The sequence below is a fragment of the Bacillus sp. FSL E2-8868 genome (genome assembly GCF_038005505.1).
GTDB classification, from domain to species: Bacteria; Bacillota; Bacilli; order Bacillales; family Bacillaceae_G; genus Bacillus_A; species Bacillus_A mycoides.
Genome location: NZ_JBBOTI010000001.1, coordinates 70,423 through 85,194, shown reverse-complemented (window position 1 = coordinate 85,194; position 14,772 = coordinate 70,423). Strand labels below are relative to the sequence as shown.

Genomic DNA, 14,772 nt, shown 5'->3' with positions numbered 1-14,772 from the left:
ACGCACCTCCATTATTCCATTCTACAAAAATATCATAATCATTTTTTAACGAATATGCGATAATTAATTATAAAAGCTGTATGGAGGTTTCCCATGATTCGAGCAGTCTTATTTGACTTAGATGGAACACTATTAGATCGTCGCCAATCTCTAGAGCAATTTATTCGTGATCAATATAATCGCTTCGCCTTTCATTTGATAAACATAGAAAAATTCGAGTATTGCTCTCGTTTTCTCGAACTCGACAATAATGGTTACACGTGGAAAGATAAAGTATATTCCACTCTCCTTTGCGAATACAACATTACCACTTTAACGCAAGAGCAACTGCTGCACGACTACATTACAAACTTCCAACATCATTGTATTCCTTTCCAAAACATGCATGAACTACTTCAACAATTAAAACAGCGAAACATTAAAATTGGTATTATTACAAACGGCTTTACTGATTTTCAAATGAACAACCTCCGAGCACTAAACATACATACGTATACAAACACAATTTTCATTTCAGAAGCAGAAGGAATTAAAAAACCACATCCTGAGATTTTCGAACGAGCTTTGCAAAAGCTAAACGTAAAAGCAGAAGAATGCCTTTACGTTGGAGACCATCCAGAAAATGATGTGCTTGGTTCTGAACAAGTAGGGATTCTTGGCGTTTGGAAGAGAGATTCATTTTGGGGTGACTTTGAACATTCACGTGTGGTGGATGATTTGTTGGAGGTTCTTTCATTTTTAGAGGTGGAGGTAAAAACAATACAATAGTAAATAAATTATATCAGCGATTTTTCGAATATATCGACCGCAACTCCAAATATATCAGCGATTTTTGAAATATATCGATTTACCGACAAAAAGTGACAATAGTAAGTGGATACTTTCATTCCCAAATGCCTCCCTAAAAGTAAAGATATATTCACACCTTTTTTGGGTATTTAATCAAAAAAAGAAACCGGCCACTTTACTTCGTAAAACAGCCGATTTCTTCTATATGTTTCATCGTACGCGCTAATACATCATCGCGCATAATAAAGCTAAATTTTCTATCAGTTTTAATATTATCAGGAATGTCTTTTAATAAAACAGACCCTTTCGTTTCTTCGTAATGCGTATGTTGCTCTACCGCACTAATTGTTGCAAAATAAATGTTTTTAATGATTATTTTGTCTTTTCCGGATACTTTGTATTGCCCTAAGTAAGTTAAATCAGAAACTATGCCGCCGGTTTCCTCATGAACTTCTCGAACTGCCGCTTCTTCCGGTGTTTCCCCGAGTTCTACTTTACCACCTGGAAATTCAAGACCACGGCGTAAATGATGCGTTAATAACCATTGATCCCCGTACCGGCATACAACCCAAACATGCTTTGGCTCAGGAGAAAATGGGTAACGTTCAAACGATAATTGTACAGTGTTGTGGTAATAATCTTTAAATTTGTACATGCCATTACTCCCCTATTGATGATTACAAGTTTTTCCTACCACAAATTGTAGCATATTCTCGCTTTTCTGCATAATATTATCCAATTACAATCCATTGATTATTCCCATTTGTGCGACTAATTCTTTCGTTTCATGATTCCCTAGATCATAAATCATTTTATATGCCTTTTGTAGTTGTTCATCATATCGATCATTATTCGAATCGTGATGATACTCAACGAATGGAACGTGAGAGCGTACATACGAACCTAAGTCCTCTTCATACGCTTGATCAAAATACTCTCTTAACTCCGTAATCTCTTCGTCATTTGCATAAATTTCAAAATTATACGTATCCGCCGTCTTCACTTGCGAAATTTGACCATTTCCAACTGATATATAATATGTTTTTTTATTCTCCATGTAACACCCTTCTTTCATCCTTTTAATTTCTATTGTTTTCATCAATTACAAAATTATGTAAAATAAAGAAAAGGAGGGATTTCATGCTCAAAATAGTAATTATCGGTATTATAATCGTCCTAGTCGTACTAGTACTCTCCGTTATGACGATTAATAAAGGCTATTCTTACAAACATTCTATTGATAAACCAGAAGATAATCCGTATACAAAAAGCAGTAAAGAGCATTCATAATATACTACGCATTTTAATCGCACTCAGTGTCATCATCATATCCGCTATTAGTTTACTGACAGGTCAAAATAACTTTCTACCACTTTCACAATTTCTATTAGGAGCTTTAATGTTTCTCATCGCAATTGAGCAAATAAAGAAAAAGGATTCAGGAACAGGATTTATTTGTATTGTTGCTGGAGCATTCTCTTGGATTGTTCTCATCATTACATACATAAAATAGAGGAGGGTCTTTTATGCTGAAAGGATTACGGATTACTTTATCACTTATTGCTTTATCTATAGCAATCTATAGCTTTTTTACTGGTAATAGGGAAATCATGCCTTATATGTTCATCTTTTTAGGGGGGATGGCTTTCATTATTAGTATAGAGGAAATCTTAAAACAGCAAAAAGGTGGTAGCATACTTGCTCTGTTAGCAGGAGCTGTTGCTTTATTTCTTGGCTTCTCAGAAATATTTCGATAAATAGTCTCTTTAAAGGAGGAATTCGATGCTAACTGGAATACGCTATTTTTTCATGCTTCTCACAATCTCTCTTTGCACTTATTCTCTTGCTACCGATAATTTCACACTTCTCCCATACATGCAATTTGCTCTCAGTTGTTTCTTTATTCTTCTAGGAATTAATGAACTGAAATCCGGAAGAAAATCAATGGGTATCTCGCATTTTTTCGTTTCTATTCTTATGCTCTTCATTGTAATATCGAACTACCTTCGTTACATGTAGAATGAAACTTTAAATACCAACTACGAACTGTTATTACATTGAAGGCTAATTTAAAACTACAAGAAGATAGGTGGTAGTATGCTAAAAACATTTCGCATCATATCCGCTCTTATTGTCATCTCTCTCGCTCTATATGGAATATCTACAAACCCGCTTGTTACGATGCCCTATATGCTTATTGCCTTATCTATTATGACTTTCATCATGAGCGCAGAAGAGAAACAGAAAGGAAAGAAAGTACATAGTACACTCTCCTTCTTTTCTGGCGTATTTACTTTAATCGTCGCTATTATAATTATTATCTCCAGGTAACTAACTCTTTCTACTTAAAAGGGGCTAAAATGCACATAAAACAAATACAACTAATCATCGTTTTTATTACTTTGATTCTATGTTTATACAGTACATTTACAATGAACTTTCAAATCTTTTCACCTACCATTTGTATGGCATTTTAGTAGGAATTGAGATGATTCAAAAGCAGTAAAAGCAAATTGGGGCTATTAGCATCGGTTTAAGTATGTTTACCATTATTTTTGTCATTCCATTTATACTGTTCTTCTAAAGGAGGATTTCATGTTAAAAAACATTCGAATTATAATAGCGACTATCGCTCTTATTCTCGCCCTATTTAGCCTCTTTTCAAACTTCTCTATGCTTTTACCATTCGTATTTATCCTTTTAAGTATTATGTTTATCCTTTTTGGAATTGATGAAATAAAAGAGCGGCAAAAAGCAAAAGCATTTGTTTATTTTCTCGGTTCTGCCTTTATTTTATATGTTGGGGTGTCTAGTCTACTTTCATAAAAAAAGAAGAGCAGATTTTGCTCTTCTTTAACTCACTACTTTCAATCCAATAATCGTCCCCATAATTCCAACGATACAAATAATCCGAAAAGCATTTTTCGGCTCTTTAAAAAATAAAATACCGACAACCGCTGCCCCGAGCGTCCCAATTCCAGTCCAAACTGCATATGCAATTGATAACTGAATTTCTTGGAGCGCCATCGTTAAAAATTGAAAACTAATAATAAATCCACCTATTAAAATAATATTATTCGTCCAATTATTATCTTTTGTTACTTTCTTTATCCCAATTACACCGACAATTTCAAAAAGCCCAGCTATAATTAAATACATCCACGCCATTTTATTTCACCTCTTCCTTGTCGCCACTAAATTTCAATCCGATAATAAATAGTGCTAATAAACAAACAAGGAAAATTTTAATAAACGAAAATGGCTCTTTAAAATATAAAATATCTACTACTATCGTTCCCACTGTCCCAATTCCAGTAAATACTGCATATGCCGTTCCAATTGGGATTCTTTTAGTTGCTTCAATTAATAGATGAAAACTAACTAAAATTGCAATAAGTGTCAAAATGCTCATCGAATTTGTTTTTAATCCTGTTGCCCAATATATTTCAATTAAGCCTCCAAATACTAAATACAGCCACGCCCTATTTGTACTAATCTCCTTTTTCTTTTTCACTTCTTCTTTTACCTCTTGTCGTGTTTCTTGCTTTAGCGAACTACGTTTCTTTTTCGGAAAAAAGATATACGACATCGCCCAAATAAAATGAATAATGAGCACCGATGTCCAAACACTGATAATGGTATTAACAGTTGCATTTTTATAAAAGCCTATTTGTTTATTCAAAATCCATTCTTTCATATGAAGAATATAAGATCCACTTGGTAACTCTTGAGCTGGTACAAGCCCTATTAGAAAAATAAATAAAAGCTGCGCAAGAATGAAAATGCCCACATGTTTATAAAAGTATTGCCGCTCTAATCGCGCGTGCTCCTTTCCATATAGCTTCTCTTTTTGCATAGCTGTCATTTATCTTCCTCCTTTTTCAAATAATAATCTACCATTTCATCTATATACTTCATTGTTTCCGAATCAAGTCCATATACTTTTGCAATCTCCCCCTCTTCAGGTCTAATTAATTCCCAATACTTATTTATTAATTGTTCATCTTCTTGAAATATATGCATGGAAAAAGCCACTACTTTCTCCGCCAATTGTTGAACTTCTGGTGAATCTACTGGTTCATTTATACGCTCGCGAATTTCTCTTAATACTTGCAGCCACTCTTTCGTTCTTTTATCGTTTTCTTCAAATGTTGGTAAGCCCTGAATAATCTGCTGCTCTTCCTCATTAAAATATCTTTTCCAAAATTTCTCCCTCTGATCAATTCCCTGTACTGATTTTATAAATAACATTAAATCTTCTGTTCTAAGCTCTCCTGTTAATTCAATGGAATGAAATGTTGTATATAGTAGCTTTTCTAAATCCTGTAATCTTTTTACTTCCCCTTGTATTGTTTGAATTTCATTTTGAATCGCATTTTTCCATCTTCCTTCTTCTGAAATCCCCTTTTCTTCTTTTAATACTTCTTTTATTTCTGAAAGCTTAAAACCAAGCTTTTTAAAAGTTGTGATTTGTTGCAATGTAATTACATCATCTTTTGAATAGTAACGATATCCTGAATCAGCAACATAAGACGGTCTTAACAATCCAATTTCCTCATAATATCTAAGTGTTCTCGTCGTTACATTCGTTTCTTTTGAAATTTCGCCAATGCTATACTTATCCATCGTTTCCTCCTCACGCCTTATTTATCTTCACTATAAACTTTGACGTATACGTTAAAGTCAATACTCCATTCACACAAAAAACTCCTGTTTTTCAAACAGAAGCTCTCATTAATATATTCACCTACTGCCTTTCATTTCTTAAAAATGCTCATAAGTGAAACTCATTGTTTTTATATAAAGTCTGTACCTTTCTCTTTTACAAATAAAAAAACTGCCCTTTCACAGGCAGTTTTTCTTTATCCAAACACTTTCTCAAGTTCATCTTTATCTTGGCTTAGCCAGAAGTTCATTAAGCGTTGTGCTCCTTCTAAGTCGTGAAGCTTCGCTTGGCCACATTGTGTTTCATTTGCAGCTGGAATTTCTGTAATTTGAACCGCATCTTTTAATGTTAGTTCTAATAAATCAATGATTTCTCGAACCGTCGGTGTTCCGCTTACTACAAGATAATATCCTGTTTGGCAACCCATTGGTGAAATATCGATAATATCAAAATGCGGATAACGATCAATATATTTACGTAAATTAAATGCTAATAAATGTTCTAACGTATGAATAACATCTGGTTTCATTGCTTGTTTATTCGGTTGGCAAAAACGAATATCGAATTTATTTACAATACCGTCGCTACCTACGTTGTGAACTCCGCAATGTCTTACATAAGGTGCCTTTACAATCGTATGATCTAATTCAAAGCTTTCTACTGATGGCATACAACATCTCTCCCGCTTTTAATTTAATTCCGTTATATCCAATATGATATAACGGAAATGCACATTAGTAAAGTATTATGTACTGTCGTGCTATAATACTTTAAGACTATGCTGAAAAGGAGACCATTATGAAACAGATTTTTATCGGTATTATACGCTTTTATCAAAAGTTCATTTCTCCGATGACACCGCCAACGTGCCGCTTTCATCCGACTTGCTCTCATTATGGATTAGAAGCGTTTCAAAAACACGGTGCCCTCAAAGGATTTTGGCTTACATGTAAGCGTATATTAAAATGTCACCCTTTTCATCCAGGAGGATTTGATCCTGTCCCAGATAAAAAGGATGACAAAGTAAATTCTTAATTTTCGTAACCATTTACAACTAAATCTAATTTTCCTGTGTCAGGATCTATAACAAGACCGTGAACAGGTACTTCTTCCGGAAGTAACGGATGGTTGCGAAGTATTGACACACTATGTTCTACACTTTCTTCTACACTAGAGAACCCTTGTAAGAATCTTTCTAAATCGATTCCAGAATAACGAAGTGTATCTAATTTCTCTTCTGTTACGCCGCGCTCTTTCATTTTCTCAATTGTACTGCTTGCTTGAATTTTTGCCATACCACAATCATGATGACCGACAACACATACTTCGTCAGCTCCAAGCTCATATACAGCGACTAAAATACTACGCATAATACTTCCGAATGGATGTGAAATAACAGCGCCTGCTACTTTAATAATTTTCACATCACCGTTACGCATATTCATTGCTTTCGGTAATAATTCAACAAGACGAGTATCCATACAAGAGATAATTACCATCTTTTTGTTTGGAAATTTCCCTGTTTCATACTCTTCGTATTTTTTCTCTTCAACAAATTTTTCATTGTATTGTAAAATCTCTTCTAATGACTTCATAGTAAAGAACCCTCTTTTCTCTCATTTACACTACATATATAGTGTACCAAAATTTGAAAAACTCAAAAAGGATATTGCTTTATAGTAAAAATAGGATGTTTTCAGATAATCGACATAATTCTTTCAAAATATACACACACCTTTGTAACAAGTCTCACATACTTTAAACGTTTTTTCACTATAAACTGATTGTAGATAATGTAAAAAAGGAGTGAATATTTATTATGTCCGACGTTCTGTTACTAAGTCGTTTTCAATTTGCAATTACTATTTTTTATCACTTTTTATTTGTACCTTTGACAATCGGACTTGTTATTTTAGTAGCATGTATGGAAACTCAATACGCCCGCACATTGAATCCAACATACCGCAAAATGGCAAATTTCTGGGGAAAACTTTTTACAATTAACTTCGTAATGGGGATTATAACTGGGATTACGATGGAATTCCAATTTGGAACAAACTGGTCTGAGTACTCCAAATATATGGGGGATATTTTCGGATCACCTCTCGCAATCGAAGCACTCGTTGCCTTCTTCTTAGAATCTACTTTCATGGGAATATGGTTATTCGGTAAAGACAAAATCTCACCAAAATTCCGTGCTTTCTGTATGTGGATGGTTGCACTTGGAACAAATATTTCTGCCCTTTGGATTATTACTGCAAACGGATTCATGCAAAATCCTGTTGGGTACGTAGTACGTAACGGCCGCGCTGAATTAAATGACTTCTGGGCACTTGTTACAAATCCATATGCATGGAATATGTTCTTCCACACTGTAATTGGTTGTTATATTGTCGGTGCTTTCTTCGTTATGGCAATTAGTGCATATCACTTACTGCGTAAAAACGAAGTGGAATTCTTCAAAAAATCATTTAAATTTGGTTTAATGTTAGGTTTATTCGCCGCAACAATTACACCATTTATGGGCCATCAATCCGGTGTATCAGCTGCTAAATATCAACCAGCAAAAGGAGCTGCAATGGAAGCTGTTTGGGACACTGGAAAAGGACAAGGTTTCTCAATCATTCAAATTCCTGATGTAAAAAATGAAAAGAACTTTGAATTCCTTACTATTCCAAAGCTCGGAAGCTTCTTCTATACAAACTCATTTGATGGCGAAATTGTTGGTTTAAAAGATATCCCGAAAGATGAACGTCCAAATGTTAACCTCGTGTACTATAGCTTCCGCTTAATGGTTGCACTTGGCATGTTCTTTATGGCATTAACTTGGTACGGTTTCTATTTAAACCGAAAAGGAAAACTAGAAAACTCAAAACGTTATTTAAAAATTACAATGTGGTCTGTTTTACTTCCATATATCGCAATTAACGCTGGCTGGATTGTCGCTGAAGTAGGTCGTCAACCGTGGACAGTTTATAAACTAATGCGTACAGCAGAATCCGTGTCACCTATATCAGTTCCACAAATTTGGTTCTCATTAATTAGTTTAATATTGTTCTACACTTTACTCTTAATTGCAGACGTACACTTAATGCTGAAGTTCGCGAAAAAAGGACCCGCTGCATTAGAAGAACCTGCTACTGAAGGAGGTACAGCTCATGTCTCATGATATGCTTGCAATTATCTGGTTCGGTTTATGGGGCGTAATTTGGACAGTTTACTTCATTCTTGATGGCTACGCACTCGGTAACGGAATGATTTTCCCATTCGTTGCGAAAGACCGACAAGAACGAAATCAATTACAAGAAGCTATCGGCCCGTTCTGGGGTGGTAATGAAGTATGGTTAATTACAGCTGGTGGCGCAACATTTGCTGCCTTTCCAGTCACATATGCAAATATGTTTAGCTACCTATATACACCACTATTTTTAGTATTACTTGCACTATTTGCTCGTGCCGCTGGACTTGAATTTATGCATAAAGACGATTCACCAATTTGGAAAAAAACTTGTAAATGGGCGTTTACAATTGGTAGTTTCCTAATCGCCTTCTTATTCGGTGTTACATTCGCTAACCTGTATTACGGGCTGCAAATTGGAAAAGATGGTTATGAAGGAACTTTACTTAGCTTACTAAACCATTATGGTATTTTAGGTGGTCTTTTCTTCACTGCTATATTCGTCGTATCTGGTGCCCTTTGGATTATGATTAAAACAACTGGCGAAGTATCTGATCGTGCTTATAAAATTGCAAGACCATTTTCAATGGCAGCTGCTATCATTTTAGCTATCTTCTATGTCGCAACTGCAAATCGTACAAATTTATTCCAAAACTTCACGGAATATCCTGTACTATTCATTCTTCCAGTACTTGCAATGTTAATGAGTGTACTCACACTTATTATGGTGTACAAACATAAAATCGGCCTTGCATTCACATTCGTTTGCTTAACAATCGCAATGTTTATGACAACTGGTTTTGCAGGTATGTTCCCAAGAATGTTACCATCTCGTATTAACGACGCTTATAGTACAACGTTATACAACGCAGCTGGTAGTCAATTAAACTTAAAAATTATGTTCTTCGTTGCAATTGTCATGGTACCAATCGTTATTGGATATCAGCTTTGGAGCTACAGCATATTTAAAAATAAAATTCATAAAGACTCTGCTAAAGGGTATCACTAAAATAAAAAAGACACTTCGAGCGAAGTGTCTTTTTTATTTTACGTATGATTTTCGATAAGATGTTACATTTCTAATCTAACAACTATGATAAAGAAGAATCACTAACAGCTCACAACTAAATTGTATCACAGGACAAGCACATCATTTTATGCAATTTTACATATAAAAATTATAACGTAGATTGAATTACTTGGTCATACACATCGTTATCCGTTACATCTGCCGTACTAATACCACTGAATGTCCTCACATTTAATCCGGTATTTGAAGATCCCGATCCATTATAAGCTTTCGTTTTTTCAATTGGATGTACGTTATATTTATCACCTAAGTTAATTGTCCCATTACAGTTCTCAATAATAACCCCTTCCACAATAGCTGGCATTTTATCACCTACTTTCATTTCGTTACTCCCATTCTATGAGAATCGCCTAAAAAAATAGCATGTGTGAATAAGAAAAAAGCACTCAGGCTGAGTGCTTTTTTCTTATTTACCGCTCTTCTTTCTCTCACAAGCAATTCCATCGCCATCACGATCTAAATGCTTACCGTAATACGGACTATCTCTTGTAATATCGTAAACTCCAGCATCATTTGCTTCTTTACAGTTAGCAAAGCGTTTTGGTTCTGGCTTTTGTTCCGGCTTCACCTCTGGTTGTGGTTGTTCTTGTCTTGCTCCTGGTCTTTCTTCAAGTGGTAATGTCGCGTTATATAAGAACTGAACATATTGCTCACGACTTACATGCATTCTAGGTGCGAATTTACCATCACCAGTTCCAGCTGTAATATAATTTGATTTAACTGCAGTAATCGCAGGATTCGCCCATCCATTTCTATCTACATCCGGGAAATTATGATCCCCTCTAATTTGCAATTGAAACCCTTTTGTTAAAATTTGTGCCATTTCATCGCGAGTTAACGAATCTTTTGGCCTAAAGTTCCCTGTGTCATCTCCAGCGAATACACCGATCTCTGTTAAAGCAAGAATCTCTTTTTTAAACTGAGTCGAACGATCAGTAACATCTTTATACGGATTATTATACTGTTCTTTTACTGCTGGCTTTAATTGACGGAACATAAGGGCTGCAACTTGCTCACGAGTTACATCATCACCAAATCCAAAAATCCCATTTCCATATCCAGCAACAATGTTTTTATTTGCTAAGTCCATAATTGCCTTATAAGCCCAATGATTGTTTGGAACATCTTTAAACTCTATACTTGCCTGCGCTGTCCCGATTGAAGTAAATGCTGTAGTTGCAACAATTGCACCTGTTAAAAGTAATTTTTTAAATCCCATACTTAAGTCTCCTTCTCTTTTCCATAATAACCATTTAACAATATAACAAATTATATAACTTCATTTTGTCATATTCTGTCGAATACAAAAAAGAACCCCGAAGGATTCTTTTTTGCTAAGCATAAATGGCAATTTTGGAGACAGTTGACTTTTTCAAAAATTTATTAGGGGTAATATTTTGAAAAAGAAAGCCTTTCATATTTAACTTAACACCACTGGAATATATAGTAAATTGATAATATTTATACGGAAGATTGCTAATGTTTAGTATAGATAGTTTGCACTACGTTAATAGTGGAAATTATCTATACTAAGAAACAAAAAGACGCCTTTCAAGAAGACGTCCTTTCCCCTGTTTATATATACCCCATCCCGCTTTTTGTAAACACACACTAGAAAACAGAATCATGAATTGTTACAAGATTGTTAGGTACAAAAAGAGTAGAGGTAAATATTAATATAAAATTCTGCTTTATAGCGTGTATCCACAACTTATATTTTAATCCTCTTCCCTTGAAAATAAACATAATATGCATAATTACATACAAAAAAAGACACCCCACAGAGTGCCTCTTCAACCATTTTACTTTTAACATCTCACCTTGAATACATTTTACCATATTTATCTATAGCATTTATTAAGAAAATTCAAAATCCTTATTTTTTAATTAAACAATTATAAAATCATGTAATATAGAAAGTATTATAAAACTTTATAAAAATTGAGGTGTGCACTACTTATGTATTTCGGAATTATTCCTCTTATATTGTTTATTATTTTTCTTATCTCTTACTTAAAAGATCCACGGAAAATAATAAACGGTTTTTTATTTAATGCCTTTTTCTGTTTTTTCCTTCTTTTTTGTATGCTTGCAGCTTATGAGTCAGGTAATGCTAATCTATACTACATCATGTTTTTACCTATTTTAGCACTTATCATTATGATTCCTTTCGGTATTGTTGCTTTAATGTTTGGGTTATTTCTTAACGCAAGAATTTTAATGAAACGAGAAGGAAGACGTTTCACTAACTGTTTAACACTCATTGCTGCTTTAGGGATTTTATTCTTGATGTTACTCCCTATTATAAATCCAGCAAGTTTATTCTCATCACATTTAAGGCCTATTTTCGCTGGTATTTCTCTTATAACTTTATATTTCTTTATACACTTATCTAACTTCTTAACCGCTTATTTTTTATACCAATTCAACAGACCAAGACGTAATCAAGATTTCATCATCGTTCTTGGTAGCGGCTTAATTAATGATAAAGTACCGCCTTTACTTGCAAGTCGTATTAATAAAGCAATCGACTTTTATTGGAAACAAGCTGCTGTGAATACACCACCAACAATCATTTTCTCTGGTGGACAAGGTCCGGATGAAGGCCTTCCAGAAGCAGAAGCGATGCAAAAGTACGCTGTTGAAAACGGAATTCCTCTTGAACATACAGTGCAAGAAAATCGCTCTGTAAACACATATCAAAATATGTCGTTCTCTAAAGAAATTATGGATTCTTTAAAGCCTGAAGGTAAGTATAAAAGTATTTTTACAACGAACAATTTCCACCTTTTCCGTGCTGGTATATATGCAAGACAAGCTGGTCTTAATAGCCAAGGAATTGGATCCAAAACTGCATTTTATTACTGGCCTAATGCAATGATTCGTGAATATGTTGCGATTGTCGTAATGGGACGTAAACGTCATATGAAAGTTTGCGGAACGGTTTTAGGATTTGCTTTATTCGTATCCGTGCTTAGTTTTATTGTTTCTTAATAACTAAAAAAATGCCCCTTTTTCATGAAAGAGGGGCATTTTTTAGTTAAATAATTAACATAAACGCATACAGAACATTAATAATTCCAGAAACAACTCCTATGATAGCAAACACTCTACTAGTCCCTGTCACCTTTTTATTTAAACCTAATATAGAAAAAACGATAGCTATACTGCCAACAAGTCCCCACAAATTAATAAACCAAGATATTAATCCTGTTATAAAACCAACTAATGAAAACACCTCTATACCACTATTTAAATGACGATTTACTGGATTTCCCTTAACTGTTGCATAACTAAGACTCTCTCCACACTGTCCACAAAACTTATTACCATCGTTCGTTTCATTTCCATATTTCGCGTACAGTATCTCACAGAATCCCTCCTTAAGATCAACGTCCCAAGTGTACATATCCATACTGTTCATTCCCACTTGTTTATATCAAATTATGACCACTCACTTATCAGCTACAGGCGTATTTAAATTAATAATATGGTGATAATATCCCCTGCATACATCCATTAAAGGAGAATTTTTTCAAATTAAATGTTAAAATGGAATTTAGGTGTGAATTACGTAACAAATAAGAAACTAGTTTGAAACGAGGAAATTACATGAAGAAAATTGTCAAGAGTAAGCCCAATAAGCTGAAAATTGCTTCAAAAGCTTTGATGATTATTATTGGGGCATTTATTACAGCGTACGGATTAGAAGCTGTCTTAATTCCAAATAACGTATCCGACGGTGGTGTGACTGGTTTAAGTATCGTTAGTTCAAGATTATTTGGATTGCCATTAGGAGCTCTAATCGCAGTTATTAACATTCCTTTCGTTTGGTTAGGATATAAACAAATCGGTAAAAGCTTTGCAATTTATTCCATCATCGGGATTGCTTCATTAGCGATAGGTACCGTTGTCATGCACGGAATACCAACTATTATTGAAGGCGATACACTACTCGTTACAGTTGTTGGTGGTATTATTATCGGTTTCGGTATGGGACTAGCCTTACGTAACGGCGGCGCATTAGATGGAATCGATATGCTAGCTGTATTACTTTCTCGTAAGTTACCTTTTGGAACAAGTGACCTTATTTTATTCTTAAATATGTTTGTCTTTATTTTTGTTTCAACAGTATTTGGTCTTCAAGGGGCTATCCTTTCGGCAATTGCTTACTTTATCGCTTCGAAAGTGATTCATATCGTTGAAGTTGGTTTAAGTGGTTCAAAAACATTTAAAATCATCACGAAAGAGCCTGAATTAATGGTAGAAACAATTCGCGATCGTTTAGGCCGAAGCGCAACGTATAACGAAGTATACGGTGGTTATTCAAGAGAGAAATTCAAAGAAATATCTTGTGTAATTAACCGTTTAGAAGAAAGTAAAATGAAGGACCTGATTAATGAAATCGATCCTAATGCCTTTATTACAGTTTATGACGTAGCTGAAGTAAAAGGCGGTAACTTTAAGAAACGTGATATTCATTAATCATTATGAAAAAAGAGGGTGTGCCAAAATATTGGTGCAGCCTCTTTTTATTATGAAGTTGGTAAATCGATATTCCTTTTCGAATCGTTGATATATTTTGAACTACGATAGATATAATCGAAAAACCGTTGATATATTTTACTCCCCCCATCTTCCCCCGCTTTTAATCCAATCGACGTACTTTTGAAAGGCGGGCACTTCATGCTGAAAGCGAAGCGGAACATATAGAAAGAGAGTACATGTACACAGTATCCATAGAATACCTACTATAAAGTGAAACTATAATCAGTGGGGGTTTTGTTCATCCCCCACTGATTATTAGTTGAACCAATCGGGCGTTTACGGGCAGTTGATCTCCCACCTAACTTCTTTGCTCCAGCCGAATTTTGAGGTGGGAGTTTTACTGCCCGTTAATGCGGGATAAAGTGAAATTTCATCGTTGTGCTAATAAACAAACTGAGGAATAAGACGAGGAACATAATCAAACTAAACCTTTTATATATAGTCATAATAATCTCCTCCTTATAACTTAATTGTACCAGCTATAAGGAATTAATCCCCATA

At 34.6% G+C, this 14,772-nt stretch carries 21 protein-coding genes and 1 pseudogene; 12 read left to right on the top strand and 10 right to left on the bottom strand.

Features of this window, described 5'->3' with window-relative positions:
* Positions 1 to 93: 93 nt before the first annotated feature.
* Positions 94 to 768: an HAD family hydrolase gene (locus NSS74_RS00505; protein ID WP_340813090.1), complete on the top strand. Its 675-nt coding sequence runs from the start codon at positions 94 to 96 to the stop codon at positions 766 to 768.
* A gap of 196 nt (positions 769 to 964) precedes the next feature.
* Here the strand turns inward: NSS74_RS00505 and mutTA are convergent, their stop codons facing one another.
* The gene (gene mutTA, locus NSS74_RS00500) at positions 965 to 1,444 is read right to left on the bottom strand and encodes an antimutator 8-oxo-(dGTP/GTP)ase (RefSeq protein WP_002015736.1); all 480 of its coding nucleotides are present in this window, start codon (positions 1,442 to 1,444) and stop codon (positions 965 to 967) included.
* Positions 1,445 to 1,528: 84 nt separating this feature from the next.
* Complete coding sequence (locus NSS74_RS00495) at positions 1,529 to 1,846, bottom strand: hypothetical protein (RefSeq protein ID WP_002089150.1); 318 nt, start codon at positions 1,844 to 1,846, stop codon at positions 1,529 to 1,531.
* Positions 1,847 to 1,929: 83 nt separating this feature from the next.
* Here NSS74_RS00495 and ytzI point away from each other — a divergent pair, with 83 nt between their 5' ends.
* The 6 genes and pseudogenes from ytzI (at position 1,930) to NSS74_RS00465 (ending at position 3,615) form a co-directional block, all read left to right on the top strand.
* A complete protein-coding gene (ytzI, locus tag NSS74_RS00490; RefSeq protein ID WP_149191014.1) occupies positions 1,930 to 2,079 on the top strand; it encodes a YtzI protein in 150 nt (49 codons plus the stop codon).
* The gene (locus NSS74_RS00485) at positions 2,072 to 2,302 is read left to right on the top strand and encodes a YczI family protein (RefSeq protein ID WP_050567928.1); all 231 of its coding nucleotides are present in this window, start codon (positions 2,072 to 2,074) and stop codon (positions 2,300 to 2,302) included. Before ytzI ends, NSS74_RS00485 begins: the two co-directional genes overlap by 8 nt.
* A gap of 13 nt (positions 2,303 to 2,315) precedes the next feature.
* Positions 2,316 to 2,546, top strand: coding sequence for a DUF3953 domain-containing protein (locus NSS74_RS00480; protein ID WP_002089156.1), 231 nt, complete (start codon positions 2,316 to 2,318; stop codon positions 2,544 to 2,546).
* A 340-nt stretch (positions 2,547 to 2,886) separates the two neighbouring features.
* Positions 2,887 to 3,120 carry a hypothetical protein gene (locus tag NSS74_RS00475; protein WP_002129577.1) on the top strand — a complete coding sequence of 78 codons (234 nt, stop codon included), beginning with the start codon at positions 2,887 to 2,889 and terminating at the stop codon, positions 3,118 to 3,120.
* 29 nt (positions 3,121 to 3,149) lie between these two features.
* Positions 3,150 to 3,373: pseudogene (locus tag NSS74_RS00470) on the top strand (hypothetical protein).
* Positions 3,374 to 3,384: 11 nt separating this feature from the next.
* Positions 3,385 to 3,615 (top strand): YczI family protein, encoded by a 231-nt coding sequence (locus NSS74_RS00465; RefSeq protein ID WP_002129579.1) that lies wholly within the window; start codon positions 3,385 to 3,387, stop codon positions 3,613 to 3,615.
* Positions 3,616 to 3,642: 27 nt separating this feature from the next.
* Here the strand turns inward: NSS74_RS00465 and NSS74_RS00460 are convergent, their stop codons facing one another.
* The 4 genes from NSS74_RS00460 to luxS form a co-directional block, all read right to left on the bottom strand.
* Positions 3,643 to 3,957 (bottom strand): DMT family transporter, encoded by a 315-nt coding sequence (locus tag NSS74_RS00460; protein ID WP_137076407.1) that lies wholly within the window; start codon positions 3,955 to 3,957, stop codon positions 3,643 to 3,645.
* 1 nt (position 3,958) lies between these two features.
* Entirely contained in the window at positions 3,959 to 4,654 is a 696-nt protein-coding gene (locus tag NSS74_RS00455; RefSeq protein WP_080448092.1) for a DMT family transporter, read from the bottom strand.
* Positions 4,651 to 5,415: a MerR family transcriptional regulator gene (locus NSS74_RS00450; protein ID WP_215588551.1), complete on the bottom strand. Its 765-nt coding sequence runs from the start codon at positions 5,413 to 5,415 to the stop codon at positions 4,651 to 4,653. The genes NSS74_RS00455 and NSS74_RS00450 overlap by 4 nt, the downstream gene beginning before the upstream one ends.
* Positions 5,416 to 5,651: 236 nt before the next feature.
* The gene (gene luxS, locus NSS74_RS00445) at positions 5,652 to 6,125 is read right to left on the bottom strand and encodes an S-ribosylhomocysteine lyase LuxS (protein ID WP_001141371.1); all 474 of its coding nucleotides are present in this window, start codon (positions 6,123 to 6,125) and stop codon (positions 5,652 to 5,654) included.
* A 128-nt stretch (positions 6,126 to 6,253) separates the two neighbouring features.
* Between luxS and yidD the strand changes: the two genes are divergently transcribed.
* Positions 6,254 to 6,490 (top strand): membrane protein insertion efficiency factor YidD, encoded by a 237-nt coding sequence (yidD, locus tag NSS74_RS00440; RefSeq protein WP_000809328.1) that lies wholly within the window; start codon positions 6,254 to 6,256, stop codon positions 6,488 to 6,490.
* On the opposite strand, the gene NSS74_RS00435 is transcribed toward yidD, so the two are convergent.
* Positions 6,487 to 7,050, bottom strand: a complete 564-nt coding sequence (locus NSS74_RS00435) for a beta-class carbonic anhydrase (protein WP_002089163.1) — start codon at positions 7,048 to 7,050, stop codon at positions 6,487 to 6,489. The genes yidD and NSS74_RS00435 overlap by 4 nt on opposite strands.
* A gap of 224 nt (positions 7,051 to 7,274) precedes the next feature.
* Here NSS74_RS00435 and cydA point away from each other — a divergent pair, with 224 nt between their 5' ends.
* A complete protein-coding gene (gene cydA / locus NSS74_RS00430) occupies positions 7,275 to 8,624 on the top strand; it encodes a cytochrome ubiquinol oxidase subunit I (protein WP_340813088.1) in 1,350 nt (449 codons plus the stop codon).
* Positions 8,614 to 9,642, top strand: coding sequence for a cytochrome d ubiquinol oxidase subunit II (gene cydB, locus NSS74_RS00425; RefSeq protein ID WP_340813086.1), 1,029 nt, complete (start codon positions 8,614 to 8,616; stop codon positions 9,640 to 9,642). Before cydA ends, cydB begins: the two co-directional genes overlap by 11 nt.
* 169 nt (positions 9,643 to 9,811) lie before the next feature.
* Here cydB and NSS74_RS00420 read toward each other — a convergent pair whose 3' ends face one another.
* Complete coding sequence (locus NSS74_RS00420; protein WP_002015747.1) at positions 9,812 to 10,045, bottom strand: spore germination protein; 234 nt, start codon at positions 10,043 to 10,045, stop codon at positions 9,812 to 9,814.
* A gap of 84 nt (positions 10,046 to 10,129) precedes the next feature.
* Positions 10,130 to 10,942, bottom strand: coding sequence for an S-layer homology domain-containing protein (locus NSS74_RS00415; protein ID WP_016092497.1), 813 nt, complete (start codon positions 10,940 to 10,942; stop codon positions 10,130 to 10,132).
* A gap of 740 nt (positions 10,943 to 11,682) precedes the next feature.
* Here NSS74_RS00415 and NSS74_RS00410 point away from each other — a divergent pair.
* Complete coding sequence (locus NSS74_RS00410) at positions 11,683 to 12,717, top strand: YdcF family protein (RefSeq protein ID WP_061688358.1); 1,035 nt, start codon at positions 11,683 to 11,685, stop codon at positions 12,715 to 12,717.
* Between the two features lie 46 nt (positions 12,718 to 12,763).
* Here NSS74_RS00410 and NSS74_RS00405 read toward each other — a convergent pair whose 3' ends face one another.
* Positions 12,764 to 13,138, bottom strand: coding sequence for a zinc ribbon domain-containing protein (locus NSS74_RS00405; RefSeq protein ID WP_149191017.1), 375 nt, complete (start codon positions 13,136 to 13,138; stop codon positions 12,764 to 12,766).
* Positions 13,139 to 13,335: 197 nt separating this feature from the next.
* Between NSS74_RS00405 and NSS74_RS00400 the strand changes: the two genes are divergently transcribed.
* Complete coding sequence (locus tag NSS74_RS00400) at positions 13,336 to 14,208, top strand: YitT family protein (RefSeq protein ID WP_002138778.1); 873 nt, start codon at positions 13,336 to 13,338, stop codon at positions 14,206 to 14,208.
* Positions 14,209 to 14,772: the final 564 nt, after the last annotated feature.

What these genes read in the sequence shown, in the direction of transcription:
- NSS74_RS00505 (WP_340813090.1), top strand. Translation starts at nt 94, where the DNA reads ATGATTCGAGCAGTCTTATTTGACTTAGATGGAACACTATTAGATCGT.
- mutTA (WP_002015736.1), bottom strand. Translation starts at nt 1,444, where the DNA reads ATGTACAAATTTAAAGATTATTACCACAACACTGTACAATTATCGTTT.
- NSS74_RS00495 (WP_002089150.1), bottom strand. Translation starts at nt 1,846, where the DNA reads ATGGAGAATAAAAAAACATATTATATATCAGTTGGAAATGGTCAAATT.
- ytzI (WP_149191014.1), top strand. Translation starts at nt 1,930, where the DNA reads ATGCTCAAAATAGTAATTATCGGTATTATAATCGTCCTAGTCGTACTA.
- NSS74_RS00480 (WP_002089156.1), top strand. Translation starts at nt 2,316, where the DNA reads ATGCTGAAAGGATTACGGATTACTTTATCACTTATTGCTTTATCTATA.
- NSS74_RS00475 (WP_002129577.1), top strand. Translation starts at nt 2,887, where the DNA reads ATGCTAAAAACATTTCGCATCATATCCGCTCTTATTGTCATCTCTCTC.
- NSS74_RS00465 (WP_002129579.1), top strand. Translation starts at nt 3,385, where the DNA reads ATGTTAAAAAACATTCGAATTATAATAGCGACTATCGCTCTTATTCTC.
- NSS74_RS00460 (WP_137076407.1), bottom strand. Translation starts at nt 3,957, where the DNA reads ATGGCGTGGATGTATTTAATTATAGCTGGGCTTTTTGAAATTGTCGGT.
- NSS74_RS00455 (WP_080448092.1), bottom strand. Translation starts at nt 4,654, where the DNA reads ATGACAGCTATGCAAAAAGAGAAGCTATATGGAAAGGAGCACGCGCGA.
- NSS74_RS00450 (WP_215588551.1), bottom strand. Translation starts at nt 5,415, where the DNA reads ATGGATAAGTATAGCATTGGCGAAATTTCAAAAGAAACGAATGTAACG.
- luxS (WP_001141371.1), bottom strand. Translation starts at nt 6,125, where the DNA reads ATGCCATCAGTAGAAAGCTTTGAATTAGATCATACGATTGTAAAGGCA.
- yidD (WP_000809328.1), top strand. Translation starts at nt 6,254, where the DNA reads ATGAAACAGATTTTTATCGGTATTATACGCTTTTATCAAAAGTTCATT.
- NSS74_RS00435 (WP_002089163.1), bottom strand. Translation starts at nt 7,050, where the DNA reads ATGAAGTCATTAGAAGAGATTTTACAATACAATGAAAAATTTGTTGAA.
- cydA (WP_340813088.1), top strand. Translation starts at nt 7,275, where the DNA reads ATGTCCGACGTTCTGTTACTAAGTCGTTTTCAATTTGCAATTACTATT.
- cydB (WP_340813086.1), top strand. Translation starts at nt 8,614, where the DNA reads ATGTCTCATGATATGCTTGCAATTATCTGGTTCGGTTTATGGGGCGTA.
- NSS74_RS00420 (WP_002015747.1), bottom strand. Translation starts at nt 10,045, where the DNA reads ATGAAAGTAGGTGATAAAATGCCAGCTATTGTGGAAGGGGTTATTATT.
- NSS74_RS00415 (WP_016092497.1), bottom strand. Translation starts at nt 10,942, where the DNA reads ATGGGATTTAAAAAATTACTTTTAACAGGTGCAATTGTTGCAACTACA.
- NSS74_RS00410 (WP_061688358.1), top strand. Translation starts at nt 11,683, where the DNA reads ATGTATTTCGGAATTATTCCTCTTATATTGTTTATTATTTTTCTTATC.
- NSS74_RS00405 (WP_149191017.1), bottom strand. Translation starts at nt 13,138, where the DNA reads ATGGATATGTACACTTGGGACGTTGATCTTAAGGAGGGATTCTGTGAG.
- NSS74_RS00400 (WP_002138778.1), top strand. Translation starts at nt 13,336, where the DNA reads ATGAAGAAAATTGTCAAGAGTAAGCCCAATAAGCTGAAAATTGCTTCA.